The organism is Bacillus vallismortis (assembly GCF_004116955.1).
Lineage (GTDB): Bacteria > Bacillota > Bacilli > Bacillales > Bacillaceae > Bacillus > Bacillus vallismortis.
In genome coordinates this window covers 1066455-1089096 of sequence record NZ_CP026362.1, presented here as the reverse complement: position 1 = coordinate 1089096, position 22642 = coordinate 1066455, and the positions used below count along the sequence as shown (strand labels likewise).

Here is a 22642-nt window from a genome sequence, read left to right as displayed (position 1 = left end):
TCTTGTTTCGACTCCGCCTTTTATTATGCAAGTTCCATGCCAGCTCTTCGCCATGCTGTCATAACGGATGCTTTGAAAAATTCGTGCAGATGTTTGCGTTTATTCTGCAAATTATTGCATGCCCTCATTTGCAAGGCCGTATTTATCCATTTTGTAATATAAATTCCGTATGCTGACTCCGAGGGCTTTCGCTGTTTTTGTCCGGTTATAATGATGTTTTTCGAGCGTTTGCTGAATCAAATGCGCTTCAAATTTTTCTACTGCGACAGATAGCTTTTCGCCTTCAATATCCGGAAAATCAAAACTTGCACCCTGTTCTGGGTCCTTTTCTTTTTGTTCAACTTCAAATGTAGGCAAGTGATCTTTTTCGATCCATTCCATATGCGGATTCAGAAAAATCATGGCTCGTCCAAGGACATTTTCAAGCTCGCGGACATTCCCCGGCCAATGGTAAGCGGATAAGGCACGCAAGGCTTGCTGCGAGAGCCCCTTTACATTCCTGCCGTAATCGCGGTTAATCTTTTGGATGAGCCTGACGCTGAGTTCCTCAATGTCTTCCAGGCGCTGCCGCAAAGGCGGAATGGAGATGGGGTAGCGGTTGATGCGGTAATACAGATCTTCGCGGAATGCACCATCCGCCATCGCCATTTCGATATTTACATTTGTCGCCGCAATCACTCTGACATTGACAGGGACCGCTTTCGTGCCGCCCACTCTGACGATTTCCTTCTCTTGAAGGACACGAAGCAGTTTCGCCTGCATATTTTGTGTCAGCTCGCCGATTTCATCTAAAAAAATACTGCCGTTATTCGCTTCTTCGAATAACCCCTTTTTTCCGCCGCGTTTGGCTCCTGAAAACGCACCATCCTCATAGCCGAACAATTCTGATTCGAGCAGGTTTTCAGAAAGGGCTGCACAATTCACACGAATAAATTTATTGTATTTCCGGTCGCTTTCATTATGGATGGCATGGGCAAACAGTTCTTTTCCTGTTCCGGATTCCCCGCGCAGCAAAATGGTCGCCGGCGTTTTCGCCCCGAGCTTCGCCTGCTCAAGCGCAACCAGCATTTGCTCGCTTTTGCCGATAATGTCATCAAACGTGTATTTCGCCTCAAGCGTGCGGATGATTTGTCTGGCGCGGTTCAGCTCGGCTGTCAGCATTTTAATTTCGGACACGTCATGAATCACACCGACGCTGCCTTTCAAAATCCCGTCTACAATCACGGGCGCTACATTGACGATGACCTCTTTTTCGTTCGGACCGACCTTCATTCTGACACCGCGCACAGGGCGTCTCGTTTCAAGCACCTTTAAATGCATGCTTTCACCTTCAGAAATGTCAGTGTTGGCAGGCTTTCCGATGACTTCTTTTTCGGAAAGCCCCGTCATTTTCGTATACGCTTTATTGATCAAGAGGCCGATGCCATTTTCATCAACAACAGAAATCGCCTCATCGGAGGATTGAATAATCGCCTCCAGCATCGTACGGACCTGCTTTAAATTTGTCACTTCCTCTGCCAGTTCTACCGCGTCGGTAATGTCTTTAAATACACAAAGCGCCCCGAGCAAACGTCCGCCTTCATCAATAATCGGCAGCCTCGTCGTTACAATTTGCAAATGATCTCCCAAAAGCTGCGTTTGATTGTATTCAGGCACTCTTGTTTTTAAAATCCGCGGCATCTTCGTGCTCGGAATCACTTCTTTTATCGGACGCCCGATGACTTCCTCACGTCTTTTCCCGACCATTTTTTCAGCCATATGGTTAAAGAGAATGATTTCTTCATTGATATCAATAAAAATCATCCCGTCATGAGTGGAATTAAAAATTCGGTCGTGTTTGTATGTTTGCTCTTTCAGCATTTGAATCAGGTGCTGCTTTTCTTCCATCAGCTGAAAAACGATGTACGCCATTTTTCCCGGCATGACAATGGTCTCTTTATGCTTTTCCTTAAGGAGTTCGTCCAACACGGCTTGATTGCCGGTCGTATGAATAACGATATCCGGTTTTTGTTGTATGTAAGGTTTCCAATCAGATGAAACGGCGATCCCATACTGTTCTGCTTCTTTCAATCCCGGTGCCTCTGGGTTTTTGTCAACTACGGCAACGATCTCTATGATGGCTGTTTTAATCAAAATATGTAATAACGCCGTTCCCCTTTTGCCGGCACCTACAATCAGTACCTTTTGCATCCCGCTACCCCTTTGTATGAAAAATTTTGCACACCTATTTATTCCGTTGCAATAATTTGCACAACCCTATGTTACCACGTTTTCTTCTCTTGACAAAATATTTTTCCCGCTGGACAATAAAGAAAATGAAAGATAAAGGGGTTTTCTGAGGATGAGCCGACTTCTTGCGCTTTTGATATTAGTCACCCCCGGCGCCATTTCCGCCCTAGGCATTAAACTGATGAGGGATACACTTTTCGGCCACACTGTAAAGCCTTTTGCAGTTCTTTGGCTCCAAGGCTTGTCAGGATTCATCTTTTTTGCATTTGGCCTTTTTGTGCTGGCCGGGTTCGTTTTATACAGAGACAGAAAACGCAATCAAGTCAGCCCGCGATTCAGAAAATGATAGCTGCAAAAAAAGCCGGAGAACACTCCGGCTTTTTTGATCGAAACTATTCGTCAGGCAAAACGGTCTTGGCAATCGTTTTATCTAATGCTTCATAGTCATAATAGGAAATCGTATCATACAGTTCTTTTCGTGTCTGCATATGATGAAGCCCTTCTTTTTGTGAGCCGCGTTCCTTTATCAAATCAAACATCCGCTCATAAGCTTTTGCCGCCGCTCGCAGCGATGTGACAGGGTAAATCACCATGCCAAACCCCATATCTTCGAATTCATCGGCGTGATAATACGGCGTTTTCCCAAACTCGGTCATATTCGCAAGGAGCGGAACAGAGATGCGCTCAGCAAACTGACGGAATTCGCTCTCCTCCTGAAGCGCTTCCGGAAAAATCGCATCCGCTCCGGCCTCCATGTAAGCCTCTGACCGTTTTATTGCGGCATCTAGCCCTTCCTGCGCCCTGGCATCAGTACGGGCAACAACGACAAGGGCGGGTGCCGCTTGTTTGATCGCTTTTATTTTTTGCGCCATTTCCTTTATCGGAACAAGCTGTTTGCCATTTAAATGACCGCATTTTTTCGGAAGCTGCTGGTCTTCGATTTGAACGGCGGCTACCCTGGCTTCAAACATCTCGCGGGCGGTTCGGGCGGCATTTAACACACCGCCAAATCCCGTATCGATATCCACAAGCAGAGGCAGGTCAGCTGCACGCACAAGATCTTTGGCCCGTTCAGCCATCTCTGCCGATGTGATAAGCCCTAAATCAGGCAGCCCCCTGCTGGCTGTATATGCAGCACCGGACAAATAAATAGCGGAAAACCCAGCCTCTTTCGCAAGCAAAGCGGCCATTCCGTCATGAGCGCCGGGAATTTGCAGAATGTCCGGCGCTGACATCAGCTTGTTGAAACGCCCGGCAAGCTCTTCTTGTGACGATTGCTTATTGACGATCCACGACATGACGCAAACCTCCTTTTACATGCAGAACATATCTACAAATTCATTTACGCGCATTGTTTGCAATGTCTCATAGCTGGCACAGCGCCCATAAATGTGTTTATGCTGTTTCTCAGAGAAATGGGATTTGAGATTGGCAGAAAACTTTTCTAAAAGCTTCGGAACTGCTTCGTCTCTTCGAAAACGATGGCCGAGCGGAAATTCACATTCCACCATTTCCGTGCTTGTTCCGTCTTTAAAATATACTTGAACGGCATTTGAGATGGAGCGCTTGTCGGGTTTCAGGTAATCCTCGGTATATGTTTTATGTTCAGTCACTTCCATTTTGTCCCGCAGTTTATCTATTCTCGGATCGCTCGCTGTTTCAGCTTCATAATGCCGCGCGGTGATATCACCAAAAAGCAAACCGATCGCTGTGATGTATTGGAGGCAGTGATCGCGATCCGCCGGATTGTGAAGCGGGCCCTTCTTATCAATGATTCGGATAGCGGATTCGTGCGTTCTGATGACAACACGGTCAATGTCATCAATCCGGCCTTTTATCTGAGGATGAAGTATGACAGCGCACTCTGCGGCTGTCTGGGCGTGAAATTCCGCAGGATAAGACACTTTAAATAACACGTTTTCCATGACGTAAGCGTCGAGCGGACGAGCGAGTTTGATCTCTTGTTTATTGAATAAAACGTCTTGGAATCCCCATTCTGGTGCGCTCAAAGCTGTCGGATAGCCCATTTCCCCTTTTAACGCCATCAGCGCCAAATGAACACCTCGGCTCGTTGCATCTCCTGCAGCCCACGATTTGCGCGAACCGGTATTCGGTGAATGCCGGTATGTCCTCAAGGCTGCATTGTCAATCCATGCATTCGAAAGCGCATTTTTGATTTCTTTTCTTCCGCCGCCCAAAAGCTTTGCCGCAACAGCAGCTGTCGCGACTTTGACAAACAGCACATGATCAAGCCCAACTCGGTTTAAGCTGTTTTCTAATGCAAGCACGCCTTGAATTTCGTGTGCTTTGATCATCATTTCAAGTACGTCACGTACCGTTAAAGGCTCTTTTCCTTCAGACAATCTTACTCTCGATACATAATCGGCAACGGCAAGGATTCCTCCCAAATTATCGGACGGATGCCCCCACTCCGCCGCCAGCCATGTATCGTTGTAATCAAGCCAGCGGATCATACAGCCGATATTAAACGATGCTCTCACCGGATCGAGCACATATGACGTTCCCGGCACTTTGCTTCCATTCGGCACAATTGTTCCGGGCACAATCGGGCCGAGCAGTTTGGCACATTCAGGATACCGGAGCGCCAAAATCCCGCAGCCGAGCGTATCCAGCAGCACATGTCCCGCTGTTGTGTACGCCTCGGAGCTCGTAATCTCTTTCTCTAGCACATAGTCTGTGATTTCTTCAATGACATGATCCGTTTTCAGCATTCTATCAGTTCCTTTCATGAATTAAGATTCAGCCTCATGCCGCGGGCCCAAATAACTGACACGTGGACGGAAGAGACGGTTATTGGCATGCTGCTCGATCACGTGAGCGCATAAACCGGACGTTCTCGCACTGAAAAAGACAGGCGTATACAAAGGTATTGGTATGCCAAGCATCCAATACACCGGGGCAGCGTAGTAATCCAAATTCGGGTAAAGCCCTTTTTCCTTCTCCATCAGCCGCTCGCCTGCTTCACACATCTCATATAAACGATCGTCACCAGCTTTATCGCATAATTGCTGAAGCGCCTCTTTCATCATGAGTGCTCTCGGGTCCATTTTTTTCATATACACCCGGTGGCCGAAGCCCATGATTCTTTCTTTTCTTTTCAATTTTGTTTGCAGAAGCTTCTCAAAATCGGCCGGTGTTTCCGCCTCCAAAAGCATATGCATCACGGCTTCGTTTGCTCCGCCGTGAAGATTTCCTTTCAGGGAGGCGACAGCTCCTGTTAAGGCGCCATAAAGATCTGAATGTGTAGAAGCGATGACTCTCGCGGCAAAGGTTGAATTCGGCATCTCATGTTCACTGTACAGGACGAGGGACCGGTCAAAAATGCGTTCTTCCAGTGAGGACGGCATTTTCCCTGTCATCATGTAGAGGAAATTCGCACTGTAGGATAAGGTTTGAAGCGGGAGAATCGGCTCTTTCTTATTGATGATTCTGTAGCTGGCAGCAGTGAGGGCAGGCATTTTCCCGAGAAGCTGATAGGCGCGTTCTTTGTTCGCAGAAAGAGACCGATCATCTATTTGCCGGTCATATCCGGAAAGAGCAGACAGTCCGGTTCGCAGGCTATCCATCGGATGAGTATGCTTAGGGAGCAGCTCAAGCAGACGGAAATGATTTGCCGGCAGGTTGGATGCGCTGTTTATGTTTTTTTTCAGTGTTTCCATTTCATTTTCTTCCGGCAGCCTGCCCTCCAGCAATAAATGAACAAGCTCCAAATAGCTTTTAGTTTTAGAAAGAACGATTAAATCATAGCCTCGTATCAAAATCTGGCTGGACCGCGTGTCAAGATAAGAAATTTGAGTTTCCGCCGCGATCACACCGTCCAAACCCGGAGAATAATCTTGTTTCTCCTCCATATCATCTTCAACCTCCGTTTTGCGTTTTTTGTCTATCAATTTCCGCCAAGAAGATACTTGGAAATAATCAGTCTTTGAATCTCGTTTGTCCCTTCATAGATTTGCGTCACCTTTGCATCACGAAGCAGCCGCTCGACCGGGTAATCCTTCATATAACCGTATCCCCCGTAAATTTGCACGGCGTCTAACGCCGCCTTCACAGCGGTATCCGAAGCAAACTGTTTAGCCATAGACGCTTCTTTTCCGCAGGCCAAGCCGCGGTGATGAAGGTCTGCCGCGCGGTAGACAAGATGCCTTGCCGCCTCTGCCCTTGTCGCCATGTCAGCCAGCTTAAATGATATGCCTTGATTGGCGGCGATCGGCCTTCCAAATTGCATTCTCTGTTTCGCGTAACTAACCGCATGCTCAAGAGCCGCCTCTGCAATCCCAAGCGCCTGTGCCGCAATGCCGATCCGGCCGACATTTAAATTTGCCATGGCAATGTGAAAGCCATCCCCCTCTTTCCCAAGCAAATTTTCTTCCGGCACTTCCGCATGATCAAACTTCAGTTCCGTAGTATTCGATCCATAGAGCCCTAGCTTTCTTTCTTTTTTTCCAACGGTAAAACCGGGTGTGTTTTTTTCAACGATAAAAGCTGAAATCCCGTGCCTGCCTTGATCTGGAGCTGTTAATGCAAAAGTGATATAGATATCGGCGGCTCCGCCGTTCGTAATGAAGATTTTCGATCCATTTAATAGGTATTTGCCATTCTTTTTGTTGGCTGTCGTGCGGAGGCTTCCAGCATCCGACCCTGAGTGAGGCTCCGTCAGTGCAAATGCGCCCAAATGTTCTCCTGAAGCGAGCTTCGGTATATATTTCATCTTCTGTTCTTCGTTGCCGAAGGACAGAATCGGATTTGTGCCGACCGAGGTATGCACGGAAAGAATGACACCGACAGCCGCACTGATTTTAGAAATCTCATGAATCGCCAAAATATAAGAAATAATATCCGCCCCAGCGCCGCCGTATCGTTCAGGCACCGGTATGCCCATCAGGCCGTGTTCACCCATTTTTTTGATCAGTTGAAACGGAAATTCGTCTGTTTCCTCCATGATTTTCGCAGCGGGCGCAATTTCTTTGCGGGCAAAATCACGCACCATTTTTCGCATCATGACCTGCTCTTGCGTTTCATGCAACTCGGCCACCCCCGGATGAAATGAGCTTTAGGAACTCTCCTCATATTGATAAAAGCCGCGTCCGCTCTTTTTGCCAAGCCAGCCCGCTTTGACATATTTGCGGAGCAGCGGACAAGGACGGTATTTGGAATCGCCAAGGCCGGAATAAAGAACTTCCATAATTGATAAACACGTATCAAGCCCGATAAAATCCGCTAATGCAAGCGGGCCCATCGGATGATTCATGCCTAGCTTCATCACCTCGTCTATCGCCTCCGGCTTCGCCACCCCCTCATACACGCAATAAATGGCTTCATTAATCATTGGAAGAAGCACGCGGTTGGATACAAAACCCGGAAAATCATTGACTTCTACCGGTGTTTTCCCCATCTTTTCTGCTAATCCCATCACTTCTGAGGCGGTTTCTACCGACGTAGCCAATCCGCGAATCACTTCAACCAGCTTCATCACAGGGACGGGATTCATAAAATGCATGCCAATGACTCGTTCAGGCCGGTTTGTCACAGCAGCGATTTCTGTAATAGGCAAGGAAGATGTATTGCTGGCCAAAATCGCATGAGGCGGGCATATGTGATCAAGTCTCTTAAACAGCTCAGTTTTCGCGGCCATGTTTTCAGCGATAGCCTCAATGACAATGTCCGTATGCTTTGCCTCCTCAAGCGTTCGAGAGAGCGAAATGCGGCTGAAAACATCCTTCACTTCCGCTTCGGTCTTTCTCCCTTTCTCAGCATCTCGGGCCAGCTGTTTTTTCAACCGCTTCAATCCTGCCTCCGCAGCCTCCGGGTACACATCGTATATCCGCACATAAAAGCCTGCGTCGGCAGCTGTTTGAGCGATCCCGCTTCCCATCTGTCCCACACCGGCCACCATGATATGTTTCATCTCCATTTAAATCCCCTTTTTCGTCATTGTTTTAATGAACCTGCACTAATACGGCGTCTCCCTGAGCCGCACCGCTGCAAATGGCGGCAACTCCCAGCCCCCCTCCCCGGCGCTTTAATTCATAAACAAGCGTCATGAGAATTCTCGCACCGCTTGCGCCGATCGGGTGGCCGAGCGCGATCGCACCGCCGTTCACATTGACTTTTTCAAGATCGAAACCGACGATTTTTTCACATGTCAAAACAACAGAAGCAAACGCTTCATTTACTTCAAACAAGTCAATATCTTGGACGGTTAAACCGTTCTTTTTCAAGAGCTTATTGATCGCAAACCCGGGTGCTGCGGCTAGCTCATGCGCTTGCATTCCCATTGTCGAAAAACCAAGAATAGTAGCCAGCGGCCGGGCGCCAAGCTCTGCAGCTTTGTCCTCAGACATCAGCACAAACGCGCCGGCTCCGTCATTGACCCCGGGCGCATTGCCGGCTGTGATGGAACCGTCATTTGTATAAATCGGAGAAAGTGCCGCAAGCTGATCCAGGCTCGTGTCACGGCGAATCGCTTCATCTTGGTCAACAACGCCTGTTTTTCCTTTTCTGTTGGTCCAGCTGACGGGAACGATTTCATCATGGAACTTTCCTTTATCAGCTGCCTTAGCGGCCTGCGCATGACTTCTTAACGCCCATTCATCCTGCTCCTCTCGTGAGATTCTATATTCCTTGGCAGCTGTATTTCCGTGAACAGCCATGTGCACCTTGTCAAACGCGCATGTTAACCCGTCATAAACCATTAAGTCCCTAAGCTCGCCATCACCCATCCGCGCTCCCCAGCGCCCGGCGGGAACGGCATACGGAATATTGCTCATGCTTTCCATTCCCCCGGCAACAAGAATATCCGCATCTTGCGCCCGAATCATTTGATCACATAAGGTGACAGCGCGCAGTCCGGATGCGCAGACTTTATTTAGCGTTTCTGACGGCACACTCCAAGGCATTCCAGCCAGACGGGCAGCTTGGCGGGAAGGAATCTGCCCTGAGCCGGCTTGGACAACCATGCCCATCACAGTTCCTTCCACCTCATCTCCAGATACTCCAGCGCGATGTAACGCCTCCTTCATCGCAATGCCCCCAAGCTCAGCTGCCTTTACTTCTTTTAATGCCCCGCCGAACTTGCCAAATGGTGTTCTTGCGGCACTTACAATGACTGTTTTCCTCATGGTTTCACCTCATTCAGAAGATAGACAGCGCTTACAATTTCTAGTTGTCTTCTATGAATGTATGCTTTGTAACGATCTTGAATGAATGAAAAAAAGAAGACTGCGCCAACAGCCTCCTTCTATAACAACTATTTATCTTTTAGCAATGCCAAAGCCTTTGCAGGAAAATCGGTGAAAATGCCGTCTGCCCCCGCATCAAAGAGACGCTTCATATCTTCCGGCCGATTGACTGTATATGGCCTTACCTTGATCGAACTGTTCCTCATTTTCTTCACTACTTCATCCGCCGCCCCCGGGCTGTTCAGCTTCGGGTGATAGCCGGAAGCCGGAATCGATGTGATATACCGGTCAGCCTGATAAAGCACATCTGAAGTCAATACCGCCCGTTCAATATGGGGAGCGAGCCGTCCGCATAGCGCCAAGCTTTCATGGTTAAATGTGGACAGGATCACTCTTTCCTCTATTTTGAATCGCTTCACTGACTCCAGCAACTTTTCTTCCATGCCTTCATAGCGGATCACACTGTTTTTTAATTCAATGTTAATGAGGAAATCCTTTTTTTCCGCCCACGAGAGAACGTCTTCTAGCAGCGGCACTTGGGCATCACTGTATGTTCGGCCGTGACCAGCAGCCGCATTCGCAGTCTTTAGCACATCATACGTTGTATCCTTGACGAATCCTTTGAGCGATGTCGTCCGATCCAGTCTTTCATCATGGATCACAATAATACGCCCATCTTTTGTGAGCTGCACATCAAGCTCAATTCCATCCGCTCCGGCTTCCATTCCTTTTTCAAATGCAAGCATTGTATTTTCGGGAAATTGACCAGATGCCCCCCGATGGGCAAAAATCTTTGTCATCGTTCCACCTCAACCCTTAAAGTTTCCTGTTTTCTCCATTATACAGTTTGTAACGCTACCACTCTAGGATAAAGGCCCATCTCATCAACCTCACCGAAAATGCTTCTGCGGCCTTTTGCCAATATTACGCGAAAAATCAGCATGAGGATTCCATGTTTTTTAAAGAAAACAGTCGTGTCTATGAGGAAGTGTCTATATGAAAAACACATTAAACATGTGAAGAATGAGAGGTGCGAATCGTTTGACGGGTGAGTAGCGAGGCGTAATCTTCTTAAGTGATGTTCCATAAAAATTCACGCTCTTCCTTTGAGCAAGCGATTTTGTTGTCAATCTTCAAGAAGCTCGAAAAAAAGCGGAGAAAATATCAAGCTATACTCAAGATATTCAGCCGGTAAAGCAAATCAATTGCATTAATTTTCACATATAGGCTAGAATATGTGCGAATCCAAACGAAAGAAGATGATCATATGAACCCTACGTATAAACCGCTGTTTGAACCATTTACGTTTAAAAGCGGCGTTACAATCGACAACCGGATCACAGTGGCACCAATGACGCATTACGCTTCTAATGAAGACGGTTCGATCTCTGAAGCAGAACTTGACTACATCATCCCACGCTCAAAAGAGATGGGAATGGTGATTACAGCCTGCGCCAACGTCACGCCGGACGGAAAAGCATTTCCCGGGCAGCCGGCCATCCATGACGACTCCAACATCTCTGGTTTAAAAAAATTAGCGCAAGCCATTCAGTCGCAAGGCGCTAAAGCCGTTGTCCAAATTCACCACGGCGGCATTGAATGCCCGTCTGAGCTCGTTCCGCAACAAGATGTTGTTGCGCCAAGTGACGTATTTGATAACGGCAAGCAAATTGCCCGCGCCTTAACAGAAGAAGAAACAGAAAACATTGTAAAGGCATTTGGAGAAGCGACAAGACGCGCCATTGAAGCCGGCTTTGACGGTGTCGAAATTCACGGCGCGAACGGCTACTTGATTCAGCAGTTTTATTCTCCGAAAACCAATCAGCGTACAGACCGCTGGGGAGGAAGCGATGAAAAACGGTTAGCCTTCCCGCTCGCTATTGTCGATGAAGTGAAAAAAGCTGCTGCAGAACATGCGAAGGGTGCGTTTTTAGTCGGCTACCGCCTGTCTCCGGAAGAACCTGAGACACCAGGATTAACAATGACAGAAACCTTCACGCTTGTTGATGCTTTAGCGGATAAAGAGTTGGATTACCTTCACATCTCACTGATGGACGTGAACTCAAAAGCGCGCCGCGGTGCAGATCCGACTCGCACACGCATGGACTTATTGAATGAACGTGTCGGCAACAAAGTGCCGCTGATTGCCGTCGGTTCCATCCATTCCGCAGATGACGCACTGGCCGTCATCGAAAACGGTATTCCGCTTGTCGCAATGGGACGAGAAATTTTAGTTGACCCTGACTGGACTGTGAAAGTAAAAGAGGGCCGGGAAAAACAAATCGAAACCGTAATTAAAGGCACAGATAAAGAAAAATACCATTTGCCTGAACCGCTATGGCAAGCGATTGTGAACACGCCTGGCTGGGTGCCCTATAAAGATTAATGTGCGGAGACTGCCGAAACGATTTCGGCAGTCTTTTTCAACTTTAAATCAATAGTTTATGTAAACATCTAAATAGCAAGAGAAGAAGCTCGCCAGCTGCTTCAGGAAGCAAATCTAGGAGAAGCCCGTCACGCTTTCTTGCTTTTTTCTTTTTCATTCGTACGTCTCCTTTGCTCATGTATGCTTCCTTACTTACGATTTTACAGGGAAAAGGTTTCAATTTGCTTCTGATTGTTTGGTTTTAATTCTCCAAGCACAGAAAACACAAGAAATTATGGCTGTAAATGAGATAAAGTCGATCAAGGTGCCTAGTATGCGTGATTCTATAATGATGTTCGAATTGACGCAAAGCGCAAGAATAAATAGTGCAATCAACAAGCCATACTTTTCAAACACATGCATCACTCCTTGCGGAAAAAAATCCTTCCTATCATGACGATATTTCCCCAAAACAAAACGCCTCTTATTTATCAGCGCAAACCAATAAATAAAAGACGTTTGATTTAATCATCCGCTACTATTCTCATGCCTAAGAAGCCTTATGCTCTAATCTCAGCTTATCCGCAACCATCGCAATGAACTCTGAGTTGGTAGGTTTGGCTTTTGTCATGCTGACTGTATAGCCGAACAACGAGGAAATCGAATCAATGTTCCCTCTGCTCCATGCGACTTCAATCGCATGGCGGATTGCTCTTTCTACACGGCTTGCGGTTGTGTTGAATTTTTTGGCGATGTCCGGATAGAGAACTTTAGTAATGCTGCCGAGCAATTCAATGTCATTGTATACCATTGAGATGGCTTCGCGCAGATAGAGATAGCCCTTAATATGTGCTGGGACGCCGATTTCATGGATAATGCTTGTGATGCTCGCGTCGAGATTTTTCTTCTTTGGTTCTGGCTGGGCGCTGCGTATAATGCTGCTTTGTGATGACGGCGCGCGATGCGTCACGCTGCTTGCATTCCCGCTGACCTGGCGGATATGCCCGACAAGGTTTTCCATATCAAACGGTTTCAGAATAAAGTAGGACGCGCCTAAATCGACGGCCTTTTTCGTGACATCTTCCTGCCCAAAGGCTGTCAGCATAATGACATTCGGCTGTTTTTTCAGGTCTGATTCCCGCAGCCGCTCTATAACCGCAAGTCCGTCCAAATGCGGCATAATAATATCCAATACGAGCACATCGGGATCTTTTTCTTTAAACAACGACAGGCATTCCTGTCCGTTATAAGCAACACCGATGACTTCCATGTCTTCCTGTCCTTCTATATATTCACTCAACAGGCTTACCAGCTCTCGATTATCGTCAGCAACACAAACTTTAATTTTCTCCACGTTTCTTCCTCCCCAAATGTAGTTAACAGGATTCACCCTTGCTACATGTTTACATTCGACAAAACCGCTATATACCCTCTAAAAAAATCATAATCACCAATATTAGTGGCATATCTTTGTAATTCTATGTTTTTCTCCGTTTTTCGACTAAAAATGAAATTTGACAAACAAGGAAACGTGAATTTGTCGAAAAATCTTCTTTTGTATATTTTACCTTATGTATTCTGAGAAGTGAAGAGGGGTCAAAACAAAAAAACTGCCGGAATTCCGGCAGTCAGCTTGCTTTTTCTTTTCCGTCAATATCGATTCCTGCTTCTGACAGCATCCATTCTATATGAACGCCATATCCGCTTGTCGGGTCATTTACAAACACATGGGTAACAGCGCCGATTACTTTTCCATTTTGGATGATCGGGCTTCCGCTCATCCCCTGGACGATGCCGCCAGTTTCTTTCAACAGCCTTGGATCAGTTATTTTTAAGACCATCCCTTTTGTCGCCGGGAATTTTTGCGGGGTTGTGCTGATGATTTCAATATCAAATTTTTCTACCTTGTCATTATTAATGACCGTTAAAATTTCAGCCGGCCCTTTTTTGACTTCAGTAGAAAACGCAACCGGCAGTGCTCGATCTGAAATGTTGTTTTGAATCGGCTGATGAAGTGTGCCGAATATCCCAAACGGGCTGTTTCTGTTAATATCCCCGATCGTTTTGCGTTCTGAGGAAAATCGCGCCAGTTTTTCTCCCGGATTTCCGCCTGTCCCTTTTTCAATTGATGTTACAGTTGATTTAACGATTTCTCCATTCTCCACGACAATCGGTTTCTTTGTGTCCATATCGGAAATCACATGGCCAAGTGCTCCGTATTTTTTTGACTTTGGTTCATAAAAAGTCATTGTACCGATGCCAGCGGCAGAATCCCTGATATATAACCCAATTCTGTACTTACCTTCTGCATCATCTTTTTCCGGAATGAGCTTTGTTTTGATTTTCTGTTTATCACGTTTAATGAGCAAATCTAACGATTCTCCAGTTTTTCCGGCATGCTGGATATATGGGGCTACATCATTCATTTTTTCAATTTTCTGTCCATTCATTTCAATAATGATGTCGCCCGCTTCAATACCGGCCGTTTCTCCCGGCGATTTTTTGCCTTCACTCGTGTTGATTTGATGAAATCCGACGACAAGAACACCGACGGAATGAAGTTTAACACCGATCGATTGTCCGCCAGGTATGACTTTTAAATCAGGAAGAACTTGTACTTTTGTTTTTTTGATTGGAAATCCTGCAAGATCGTATACTAACTCTGATTCACCTGATTTTTTGCCTGTCACCTTGATTTCATGCGGGTCTTTCTTTACTGTAAACGCTTCTGAAGATTCTTGTGAATGAGCGTTTACCGATAAACCCGTTTCAATCGCTTGTGTTTGGGTTTCAAATACTCTCATTTGCGTTGGAATCAGTAAATACTCTTTTAGCGGTTTGCACAAACCTACACTTAATAACGAAACAAGGAGAATTAAACCTACTGCTTTTCTGATGTTATCGGGCATTTACTACTTCACTCTCCTCGCTCCTATCCCACACCTTCTTTATGACTTGCTGCTACATCATTTAATTTTGCCTTTTGACGGCTTATTTATAACTGTCATATAAAGAAAAACATTGGATATACTGATGAACGAATGGATGTGCTCGAAAAAAATAAGCTGCGCTTTTCGCGCAGCCTACCCGGTTGTTTTGACTTGATCCGCTTGTCTTAAAAGTTCTTTTGCATGGCGTTTCGTTACGTCTGTTACTTCGACGCCGGCAATCATGCGTCCGATTTCTGTTACCTTTTCCTGCTTAGACAGCGGCTTGACATGTGTTGTCGTTCTGCCGTCTTTTAACTCCTTCGCAATATAAAGGTGCGTATCGGCCATGGCGGCCACCTGAGGCAAATGTGTAATGCACAGCACTTGCGAGCCTATTGATACTTTATGGATCTTCTCAGCGATTGCCTGTGCGACTCTGCCGCTTACTCCGGTATCAACCTCATCGAATATAATCGACGTCACATCCTGTTGGGAGGAAAAAATGCTTTTCATAGCAAGCATCACTCGTGACAGCTCTCCTCCGGAAGCGACTTTCGAAAGAGATTTGAGCGGTTCGCCTGTATTGGTTGAAATTAAAAACTTCACCAAATCAATCCCTTGTTCAGTCAGTTGGACAGGCTGGCCGTTTACAATTGGCGCCTCTTCATTTCGGGGCGCTGTTCTGACCTTAAATTCCGTATCAAAAGTTGTTTTTTCCATATAGAGGCTTTTTAATTCCCGATGAATCTCATCAGCCAGCTTTTTCGCCCATGTTTTGCGGATTTTTGAAACATTTTCCGCTTCCACTGCGACATCTTTGCCGACTGAATCAAGCTCCTTCTTCACACTTTGAAGGTGGCTGTCTCTATTTTCTATTTGGTCAATCTCTTCTTCAATTTTAGAAGCGTATTCCAAAATATCCTCAACAGACGCACCGTATTTTCGTTTCAGCTGTTTGATTTCATTAAGACGCGTCTCAATATCATTCAGGCGTTCCGGATCATATTCAAGCTCATCCAGCATATTTCTCATCTGAAATGTAGCGTCCTCCAAAAGATAGTAGGAGTTCGACACATTTTCAGACAGCTTTTTCAGCGGTTCGTTAATATCGGATATATCTTCAAGCTGCGCTGAAGCCATTCCGACCCAATCCAGTCCGCCCTGCTCGCTTCGAAGCGCATTATATGCATTTTGCAGCGATTCATAGATCTTTTCAAAATTTGAAAATTGCTGGCGCTCTTCCTGAAGCTGTTCATCTTCATTAAGCTCGAGCTTGGCCGATTCAATTTCTTCAAGCTGAAATTGAATGAGATCAAGACGGTGGGCCATTTCCTGTTCGCTTTCAGAAAGCTGCTTTAGCTTTTTAAGCAGCTTCATATATCGTTGATACCCTTCCTGATACGCTTGAAGCGCGCTTTCCGCTTCGGCTCCGGCAAACTTGTCCAACAGCTGGAGATGATTTTCGTCTTCCATTAACAGCTGGTTATCGTGCTGCCCGTGAATATCTAATAAAAGCCTGCCGATCTCTCTTAGCGAGGCAATCGTAACAAGCTTGCCATTAATGCGGCAAACGCTTTTTCCGCTCGTGCTGATGTCCCTCCTCATGATGATCATTTCGTCTGAAACGTCAATTCCCTGCTCAGCGCATACTTCAAAAACAGGATGGCCGCTCTCCAATAGAAACAAGCCTTCAAGCTCGGCTTTTGCCTCTCCATATCTGACAAATTCAGATGAGCCGCGGCCTCCGACTAATAGAGAAATGGCATCTATGATGATGGACTTGCCGGCTCCGGTTTCTCCTGTTAAAACCGTGAGCCCTCGTTCAAAAGAAACCGTCAGTTCCTCAATAATGGCAAAGTTTTTAATGGATAGTTCAGCTAACAAACAGCATTACACCTCTTATCTTGTTAGATTTCTGTTACAGCAGCTCAAGCAGCCTGTTTTTTACGCCGTCTGTGTCTTCAGGAGTCCGGCAAATCATTAAAATCGTGTCATCTCCGCAAATGGTTCCCATTATTTCATCCCAGTCCAAATTATCCATCAGTGCCCCGATTGCCTGGGCGTTGCCGGGCATTGTTTTCAGCACGATCATATGGCTTGCTGAGTCTATTTTCACAAATGCGTCCATCAGCGCCCGCTTCAGCTTGGACAGCGGATTAAACCGCTGGTCTGCCGGAAGACTGTATTTGTAAGTGCCATTGTTCGTAGGCACTTTTACAAGGTGAAGCTCTTTAATATCGCGTGAAACCGTGGCTTGCGTCACTTTGTATCCATCCTGCTTCAGCATGTCGACCAATTCGTCCTGCGTTTCGATTTCATTGCTTGTAATGATCTCTCTGATTTTAATATGCCTCTGGCCTTTGTTCATGTAAGCACCTCTATTTCCAGCTTATCTGTTCTTTTATGTTATATGATTCTCTACAAAATGTACATGAATGCAGAAAAAAGGAATAATAGCGCCCTATTATTCCGGTACATCTGCTTTTTTTTCTTTTAACGTCTTATGTGCCTCTTCTACAATGCGATTGATCTCCTCTTCTGACAGCTCCTGTCCTTCCTGTCCCTCTCCCGGCCAATGCAAATGAAGGAGAAATTCAATGTTGCCGTCTCCTCCCGTGATCGGAGAAAATGACAGGCCTTTGCAGATATAACCTTCTGCAGCAGAGAAACTGACCATACGCTTGAGAACATCAGCATGCACTTTAGGATCTCTGACAATCCCTTTTTTGCCGACGGATTCCCGTCCTGCTTCAAACTGCGGCTTAACAAGAGCCATGCAGTCACTGCCGGGCACAAGTAATGTTTTAAGGACAGGCAGGATGAGCCGCAGTGAAATAAAGGACACATCAATCGTGGCGAACTCGGGCATGCCCTTTGTAAAGTCTGCCGGTGTGGCGAAACGGAAGTTTGTCCGTTCCATCACGACAACCCGTTCATCCTGTCTAAGCTTCCACGCAAGCTGATTGTAGCCTACATCCACCGCGTATGACTGTTTAGCACCGTTTTGCAACGCGCAGTCCGTAAAACCGCCGGTGGAGGAGCCGATATCAATCATGATTTTATCCTTAACAGAGACGGGAAACTCCTTTAGCGCTTTTTCAAGCTTTAAGCCGCCTCTGCTCACATATTTCAGCGGGTTTCCTTTGACGGTTAGCGGAAGATCGCGGTCAATTTTTTCTCCCGGCTTGTCCAAGCGGTTTTCGTTTGAATAGACGATCCCCGCCATAATGGCTCTCTTGGCTTTTTCCCGCGTATCCGCCAGCCCTCTTTCTACTAGTAAAACATCTAATCGTTCTTTCTTTGACGTCATGATCCAATTCCTTTGTGTGTCTTCGGCGGCATCAGTAATCGAATGCGGTTTGCCGCCTGCTGTTTTGTCAATCCTATTTCTTCAAGAAGCGCAGTTACGCTGCCGTGTTCAATAAACCGATCCGGGATACCCATTCTGTCGATCGGTGTAAGAAATTCACCTTGATCATGAGCGAATTCTAAAATCGAGCTTCCGAATCCGCCTTCTAAGACCGCTTCTTCAATCGTTAAAATCGGCAAGCCTTCTTTTAGGATATCCTTCATCATCTTTTCATCAATCGGCTTAATATAACGGGCATTCACAACGCGCACGGAAAGGCCTTCTTTTTGCAGCTCTTCAGCTGCTTCAAGCGCCATTTCGATTGTTGTTCCAAATGTTAAGATGACGGCATCGTTCCCCGGTCGCAGCACTTCCCACGTGCCGATCGGAATCGTTTTCAGCTGTTCATCCATTTTGACGCCGAGACCGTTTCCGCGCGGAAAACGCATCGCAATCGGGCCTTCGTCATAGCTGAGTGCTGTATGAACCATATGCTGTCCTTCATTTTCATCTTTCGGCATCATTAAGACCATGTTTGGAATGTGGCGCATAAACGCAATATCAAACACACCTTGATGTGTCTCTCCGTCAGCACCCACAAGCCCTGCTCGGTCAATTCCGATAAACACATTGGCGTTTTGGCGGCATATGTCATGAACCACTTGGTCATACGCCCTTTGCAGGAAGGTTGAATAAATCGCCAAAAACGGCTTCATCCCCTGCATAGCCATAGCTGCGGCCATCGTTGCCGCATGCTGTTCGGCGATTCCTACGTCGAACATGCGATCAGGGAATTCGTTTGCGAAACCTTCAAGCTTTGAGCCAACAGGCATAGCCGGTGTAATGGCGACAATGCGTCCGTCCTCTCGCGCCATTCGCTGTACAGTGCCGCTGACAAGACCGCTCCATGAAGGGGCTGCTGCTTTCGGTTTTACAAAGTCACCGGTATTGATTTTATATGGGCCGGTACCGTGCCATGTTCCGATTGTATCGGTCTCAGCCGGTTTGTACCCCTTCCCTTTTTTCGTGATGACATGCAGGAGAACAGGGCCTTTCGTTTTTTTCGCGTATTGAAGATTCTCAATCAACTCATGATAAGAATGTCCGTCCACCGGGCCTAAATACGTAAAGCCAAGCTCTTCAAAAAACATCCCCGAGACGAGCATGTATTTCAGGCTGTCTTTCACTCGTTCCGCCGTGGCGGCAAGTTTGCCCCCAACTGCCGGAATCTTTTTAAACAAGTATTCGAGCTCATCTTTCACCCACTGGTATTTACCAGCAGTTCGCAGCCGCCCAAGCATAGAGTGAATAGCACCCACATTCGGGGCAATACTCATTTCATTATCATTTAGGATGACAATCATGTCTTTTTTCTCGTCGCCGATGTGGTTCAGCGCTTCAAGCGCCATTCCGCCGGTCAGTGCGCCGTCGCCAATGATCGGAATAATAAATTCATCCGTTCCTTTAATATCACGGGCAGCCGCCATTCCCATCGCCCCTGACAAGGAGGTTGAGCTGTGCCCGGTTTCCCAAACATCATGCTCGCTTTCACTCCGCTTTGGGAATCCGCAGAGCCCTTTGTACTGGCGAAGCGTGGCAAATTCTTTTCCGCGCCCCGTCAGCAGCTTGTGGACATACGACTGATGGCCAACGTCCCACAAAAATTTATCTTTCGGGCTGTTAAATTCTTTATGCAGCGCAACAGTAAGTTCTACGACACCTAAGTTTGGGCCGATGTGACCGCCGGAAGCGGATAACGTTGTAATTAAAAATTGACGGATTTCATCACTTAATTTTTCTAATTCATCAATGGACTTGTTTTTTAAAAATGACGGGTCCTGTATTGATAAAAGATCCAAAGCGGATCAACTCACTTTCAGCATGAATTTCTGCAATGATACATGTCTTCCTCATGCCGAGCCGGACAATGACCAGTTCTCAAACATAAAAAAAGACAAACGCGCTCTTCCATTTCATTTTTCATTTAAACTGCTTACATTTTACCATATCTCGTGCAGCCGCTTCAAATCAGGATCGGTTTAGTGATCTCTTGCCGCAATTAAATCACAAAGCTCAAATAAAAGCTCTTTTTGAAGAGAAAGTCCACTGATTAAACGCTTCGCCTCATTGATGTGAACATCCAATTTATGTTTGGCCCCTTCCAATGACAGAAGTGACGGGTAAGTCGATTTTTCGTTTGTTGTATCCGAACCGACACGTTTGCCGATTTTCTCTTCACTGCCTTCTAAATCTAAAATATCGTCTCTGATTTGAAAACCGATTCCAATGTGACTGCTGAAGGTACGCAGTGTTTCAATATCTTCCTCCGGCGCATCCGCCAAAATCGCACCCGCGGTTACACAAAAACCGAGGAGCTTGGCGGTTTTCCGCTCATGAATGGATTCAAGTTCTTCTAATGTGACTTGGCGGTTTTCCGCCTCCATATCAGCTACTTGTCCCCCAACCATGCCTTCAGTGCCCGCCGCTGAAATCAGTTCATTCACAAGCCGAAGACGCTTTTCTGCTGACACCTCGTCTGATACGTGGGAGGTGATCAGCTTGAAGCTTTCCGTGAGCAGCCCGTCACCTGCTAATACTGCAGTCGCTTCTCCGAACACTTTATGGTTTGTCGGCTTCCCGCGGCGCAAATCATCATCATCCATGCAAGGAAGATCATCGTGAATTAACGAATACGTGTGAATCATTTCGACAGCACAGCCAACCGGAATGCCGTCCTTTTCATTTTTCCCATATGCGTTTAAAACGGCCAGTACAATGAGAGGCCGCAGCCGTTTTCCGCCAGCCTCAAGGGAATACAGCATAGATTTTTTTAATGAGTCCGGCATATCGAGCTTTTCTGTATAGACAGAAAGCTGATTTTCAATGGTTTTTTTCCGCTCCGCCAGAAAACTCGTTAATTTATTTGTCACCTTCGTCTTCCTCCTGAACACTAAAAGGTGCCAGTTCGCCGTCTTCTTTTAGAATGAAGTCCATCTGTTTTTCGACTTTTTGCAGCTTTTCGTGGCACATTTTTGAAAGAGCCATGCCCTCTTGGAAATAGTTAATCGCTTGCTCTAAAGGCACATCGCCCTCTTCAAGCTTGGACACAATGCTCTCAAGCCCTTTCATCGCTTCTTCAAATGTCATGTTTTCATTTTTTTTCACGTCTGTCATTTTTCTTCCCCTCTCTTTTCTAATACTTCACAGGTCAGCACGCCATCCTTTAGCTTGACCTCAAGCTGGTCCTTCTCTTCTATCTGACTGACACTTTTAATGAGTTCGTCTTCTTTATACGCTAAGCTGTATCCTCTTTCCATCACTTGAAGAGGGCTTAACGCATTCAGCTTGCCTAGTACAGTTTGAAATTGGGAATGCAGCTGATTCATTTGGATATTCATATTTTTTCTCAGCTGATTTGTTTGTTCCTTATACTTTGTTCTCGCTTGCTTCAGCTGTTCATGAGGATGCAGTGCCTCTAATCTGTATGTTTCACGTTCCAGCTGTCTGCTTTTTCGATCTAAAAGAGCGGTTAGCTGTGATTGAAACTGCTGATAGGCAAGGTCAAACTGCTGCTCTTTTTGCGCATACAAACGCTTTGGAAAACGGAAGGCATACGAGGATTGCAGCGTTTGAATCCGTTCTTTTTTCTGGCCGAGATGCTGCTGCATCGCTCTTGTCATTCTGACTTCAGCTGTTTTTATGCGTTCGATTAAATCAGTGGTATGCGGGACGGCAATCTCAGCTGCCCCTGTCGGCGTTGCGGCTCTGACATCAGCGACAAAATCACTGATCGTAAAGTCCGTTTCATGCCCGACTGCTGATATAACCGGAATGTTAGAAGCAAAGATCGCGCGTGCTACAATTTCTTCATTAAACGCCCACAGTTCTTCTATCGAACCGCCGCCTCTCCCGACAATTAATACGTCGCAAACCTCTTTTTCATTTGCCTCTTCAATGCGCGTAACGATGGATCTGCTCGCATTTTCGCCTTGTACGAGCGCTGGAAGAACAATGACTTTTACAAGGGGATATCTTCTTTTTAGAGTTGTAATAACGTCTCTGACAGCGGCACCCGTTGGAGATGTCACAACCCCGATTGTGGCTGGAAATGCGGGGATTTGTTTTTTGTAGCGGTCGTCAAATAAACCTTCTCCGGCAAGCTTCTTTTTTAATTCTTCGTACGCTAAATAAAGCGCTCCGACCCCGTCAGGCTGCATTTCTTTTGCATATAATTGGTAGTTTCCGCTCGGTTCATATACGGAAATTCCCCCTCTGACCAGCACCTTCATGCCATTTTCAGGTTTAAATGGCAGACGCTCGCTCTGTCTCGCGAACATCACCGACTGCATTCTGGCGTTTTCGTCTTTCAATGTGAAATAAATGTGGCCTCTAGTGTGAATTTTTACATTCGATAATTCGCCTTTAATCCAAATATTTTCAAGGTGAGGATCTACATCGAATTTTCGTTTTATATACTTTGTCAGCGCTGAGACGGTAACATACGCTGTTTCACCCATGTCTCAAACTCCTCTCATAAGCATTCCTGCACCATAACTAAAGAAAACCC

Annotated in this window: 19 protein-coding genes; 2 read left to right on the top strand and 17 right to left on the bottom strand. The window is 46.3% G+C overall.

Annotated features, from left to right (window positions below):
* Positions 1 to 111: 111 nt before the first annotated feature.
* The gene (locus tag BV11031_RS05925; RefSeq protein WP_010328309.1) at positions 112 to 2190 is read right to left on the bottom strand and encodes a sigma-54 interaction domain-containing protein; all 2079 of its coding nucleotides are present in this window, start codon (positions 2188 to 2190) and stop codon (positions 112 to 114) included.
* A 151-nt stretch (positions 2191 to 2341) separates the two neighbouring features.
* Here BV11031_RS05925 and BV11031_RS05920 point away from each other — a divergent pair, with 151 nt between their 5' ends.
* A complete protein-coding gene (locus BV11031_RS05920; RefSeq protein ID WP_010328308.1) occupies positions 2342 to 2575 on the top strand; it encodes a DUF2627 domain-containing protein in 234 nt (77 codons plus the stop codon).
* Positions 2576 to 2621: 46 nt separating this feature from the next.
* Here BV11031_RS05920 and prpB read toward each other — a convergent pair whose 3' ends face one another.
* From prpB to BV11031_RS05885, 7 genes are all read right to left on the bottom strand, one after another.
* On the bottom strand, positions 2622 to 3527 hold the full coding sequence (gene prpB, locus BV11031_RS05915) for a methylisocitrate lyase (RefSeq protein WP_010328307.1): 906 nt from the start codon (positions 3525 to 3527) through the stop codon (positions 2622 to 2624).
* A 15-nt stretch (positions 3528 to 3542) separates the two neighbouring features.
* A complete protein-coding gene (locus BV11031_RS05910; RefSeq protein ID WP_082246285.1) occupies positions 3543 to 4961 on the bottom strand; it encodes a bifunctional 2-methylcitrate dehydratase/aconitate hydratase in 1419 nt (472 codons plus the stop codon).
* Positions 4962 to 4982: 21 nt separating this feature from the next.
* Positions 4983 to 6101, bottom strand: a complete 1119-nt coding sequence (gene mmgD / locus BV11031_RS05905; protein WP_010328305.1) for a citrate synthase — start codon at positions 6099 to 6101, stop codon at positions 4983 to 4985.
* A gap of 35 nt (positions 6102 to 6136) precedes the next feature.
* Positions 6137 to 7276, bottom strand: a complete 1140-nt coding sequence (locus tag BV11031_RS05900) for an acyl-CoA dehydrogenase (protein ID WP_010328304.1) — start codon at positions 7274 to 7276, stop codon at positions 6137 to 6139.
* Between the two features lie 27 nt (positions 7277 to 7303).
* A complete protein-coding gene (locus BV11031_RS05895) occupies positions 7304 to 8164 on the bottom strand; it encodes a 3-hydroxybutyryl-CoA dehydrogenase (RefSeq protein ID WP_010328303.1) in 861 nt (286 codons plus the stop codon).
* Between the two features lie 25 nt (positions 8165 to 8189).
* The gene (locus BV11031_RS05890; RefSeq protein WP_010328302.1) at positions 8190 to 9371 is read right to left on the bottom strand and encodes an acetyl-CoA C-acetyltransferase; all 1182 of its coding nucleotides are present in this window, start codon (positions 9369 to 9371) and stop codon (positions 8190 to 8192) included.
* A gap of 128 nt (positions 9372 to 9499) precedes the next feature.
* Positions 9500 to 10231 carry a glycerophosphodiester phosphodiesterase gene (locus BV11031_RS05885; RefSeq protein ID WP_010328301.1) on the bottom strand — a complete coding sequence of 244 codons (732 nt, stop codon included), beginning with the start codon at positions 10229 to 10231 and terminating at the stop codon, positions 9500 to 9502.
* Between the two features lie 467 nt (positions 10232 to 10698).
* Here BV11031_RS05885 and BV11031_RS05880 point away from each other — a divergent pair, with 467 nt between their 5' ends.
* The gene (locus BV11031_RS05880) at positions 10699 to 11817 is read left to right on the top strand and encodes an NADH-dependent flavin oxidoreductase (RefSeq protein WP_010328300.1); all 1119 of its coding nucleotides are present in this window, start codon (positions 10699 to 10701) and stop codon (positions 11815 to 11817) included.
* 529 nt (positions 11818 to 12346) lie between these two features.
* On the opposite strand, the gene spo0A is transcribed toward BV11031_RS05880, so the two are convergent.
* The 9 genes from spo0A to xseA all read right to left on the bottom strand — a co-directional run bounded on the left by spo0A (position 12347) and on the right by xseA (position 22592).
* Entirely contained in the window at positions 12347 to 13150 is an 804-nt protein-coding gene (gene spo0A, locus BV11031_RS05870; RefSeq protein ID WP_010328297.1) for a sporulation transcription factor Spo0A, read from the bottom strand.
* Between the two features lie 274 nt (positions 13151 to 13424).
* Positions 13425 to 14705, bottom strand: coding sequence for a SpoIVB peptidase (gene spoIVB / locus BV11031_RS05865; RefSeq protein WP_010328296.1), 1281 nt, complete (start codon positions 14703 to 14705; stop codon positions 13425 to 13427).
* Positions 14706 to 14879: 174 nt separating this feature from the next.
* The gene (gene recN / locus BV11031_RS05860; RefSeq protein WP_010328295.1) at positions 14880 to 16610 is read right to left on the bottom strand and encodes a DNA repair protein RecN; all 1731 of its coding nucleotides are present in this window, start codon (positions 16608 to 16610) and stop codon (positions 14880 to 14882) included.
* Positions 16611 to 16644: 34 nt separating this feature from the next.
* Positions 16645 to 17094 carry an arginine repressor ArgR gene (argR, locus tag BV11031_RS05855; protein ID WP_010328294.1) on the bottom strand — a complete coding sequence of 150 codons (450 nt, stop codon included), beginning with the start codon at positions 17092 to 17094 and terminating at the stop codon, positions 16645 to 16647.
* Between the two features lie 96 nt (positions 17095 to 17190).
* A complete protein-coding gene (locus BV11031_RS05850) occupies positions 17191 to 18036 on the bottom strand; it encodes a TlyA family RNA methyltransferase (RefSeq protein ID WP_010328293.1) in 846 nt (281 codons plus the stop codon).
* Positions 18033 to 19934 (bottom strand): 1-deoxy-D-xylulose-5-phosphate synthase, encoded by a 1902-nt coding sequence (dxs, locus tag BV11031_RS05845; protein WP_010328292.1) that lies wholly within the window; start codon positions 19932 to 19934, stop codon positions 18033 to 18035. The genes BV11031_RS05850 and dxs overlap by 4 nt, the downstream gene beginning before the upstream one ends.
* 180 nt (positions 19935 to 20114) lie before the next feature.
* Positions 20115 to 21005 carry a polyprenyl synthetase family protein gene (locus BV11031_RS05840; RefSeq protein WP_010328291.1) on the bottom strand — a complete coding sequence of 297 codons (891 nt, stop codon included), beginning with the start codon at positions 21003 to 21005 and terminating at the stop codon, positions 20115 to 20117.
* Entirely contained in the window at positions 20995 to 21249 is a 255-nt protein-coding gene (locus BV11031_RS05835; RefSeq protein WP_003226409.1) for an exodeoxyribonuclease VII small subunit, read from the bottom strand. Before BV11031_RS05835 ends, BV11031_RS05840 begins: the two co-directional genes overlap by 11 nt.
* Positions 21246 to 22592, bottom strand: a complete 1347-nt coding sequence (gene xseA, locus BV11031_RS05830) for an exodeoxyribonuclease VII large subunit (protein WP_129550700.1) — start codon at positions 22590 to 22592, stop codon at positions 21246 to 21248. The genes BV11031_RS05835 and xseA overlap by 4 nt, the downstream gene beginning before the upstream one ends.
* Positions 22593 to 22642 lie beyond the last annotated feature (50 nt).

Excerpts from the sequence above, each read along its gene's own strand:
- prpB (WP_010328307.1), bottom strand. The coding sequence starts at position 3,527 with ATGTCGTGGATCGTCAATAAGCAATCGTCACAAGAAGAGCTTGCCGGG.
- BV11031_RS05850 (WP_010328293.1), bottom strand. The coding sequence starts at position 18,036 with ATGACGTCAAAGAAAGAACGATTAGATGTTTTACTAGTAGAAAGAGGG.
- mmgD (WP_010328305.1), bottom strand. The coding sequence starts at position 6,101 with ATGGAGGAGAAACAAGATTATTCTCCGGGTTTGGACGGTGTGATCGCG.
- BV11031_RS05925 (WP_010328309.1), bottom strand. The coding sequence starts at position 2,190 with ATGCAAAAGGTACTGATTGTAGGTGCCGGCAAAAGGGGAACGGCGTTA.
- BV11031_RS05910 (WP_082246285.1), bottom strand. The coding sequence starts at position 4,961 with ATGCTGAAAACGGATCATGTCATTGAAGAAATCACAGACTATGTGCTA.
- argR (WP_010328294.1), bottom strand. The coding sequence starts at position 17,094 with ATGAACAAAGGCCAGAGGCATATTAAAATCAGAGAGATCATTACAAGC.
- BV11031_RS05835 (WP_003226409.1), bottom strand. The coding sequence starts at position 21,249 with ATGACAGACGTGAAAAAAAATGAAAACATGACATTTGAAGAAGCGATG.
- BV11031_RS05895 (WP_010328303.1), bottom strand. The coding sequence starts at position 8,164 with ATGGAGATGAAACATATCATGGTGGCCGGTGTGGGACAGATGGGAAGC.
- BV11031_RS05920 (WP_010328308.1), top strand. The coding sequence starts at position 2,342 with ATGAGCCGACTTCTTGCGCTTTTGATATTAGTCACCCCCGGCGCCATT.
- BV11031_RS05880 (WP_010328300.1), top strand. The coding sequence starts at position 10,699 with ATGAACCCTACGTATAAACCGCTGTTTGAACCATTTACGTTTAAAAGC.
- xseA (WP_129550700.1), bottom strand. The coding sequence starts at position 22,592 with ATGGGTGAAACAGCGTATGTTACCGTCTCAGCGCTGACAAAGTATATA.
- spoIVB (WP_010328296.1), bottom strand. The coding sequence starts at position 14,705 with ATGCCCGATAACATCAGAAAAGCAGTAGGTTTAATTCTCCTTGTTTCG.
- BV11031_RS05885 (WP_010328301.1), bottom strand. The coding sequence starts at position 10,231 with ATGACAAAGATTTTTGCCCATCGGGGGGCATCTGGTCAATTTCCCGAA.
- BV11031_RS05890 (WP_010328302.1), bottom strand. The coding sequence starts at position 9,371 with ATGAGGAAAACAGTCATTGTAAGTGCCGCAAGAACACCATTTGGCAAG.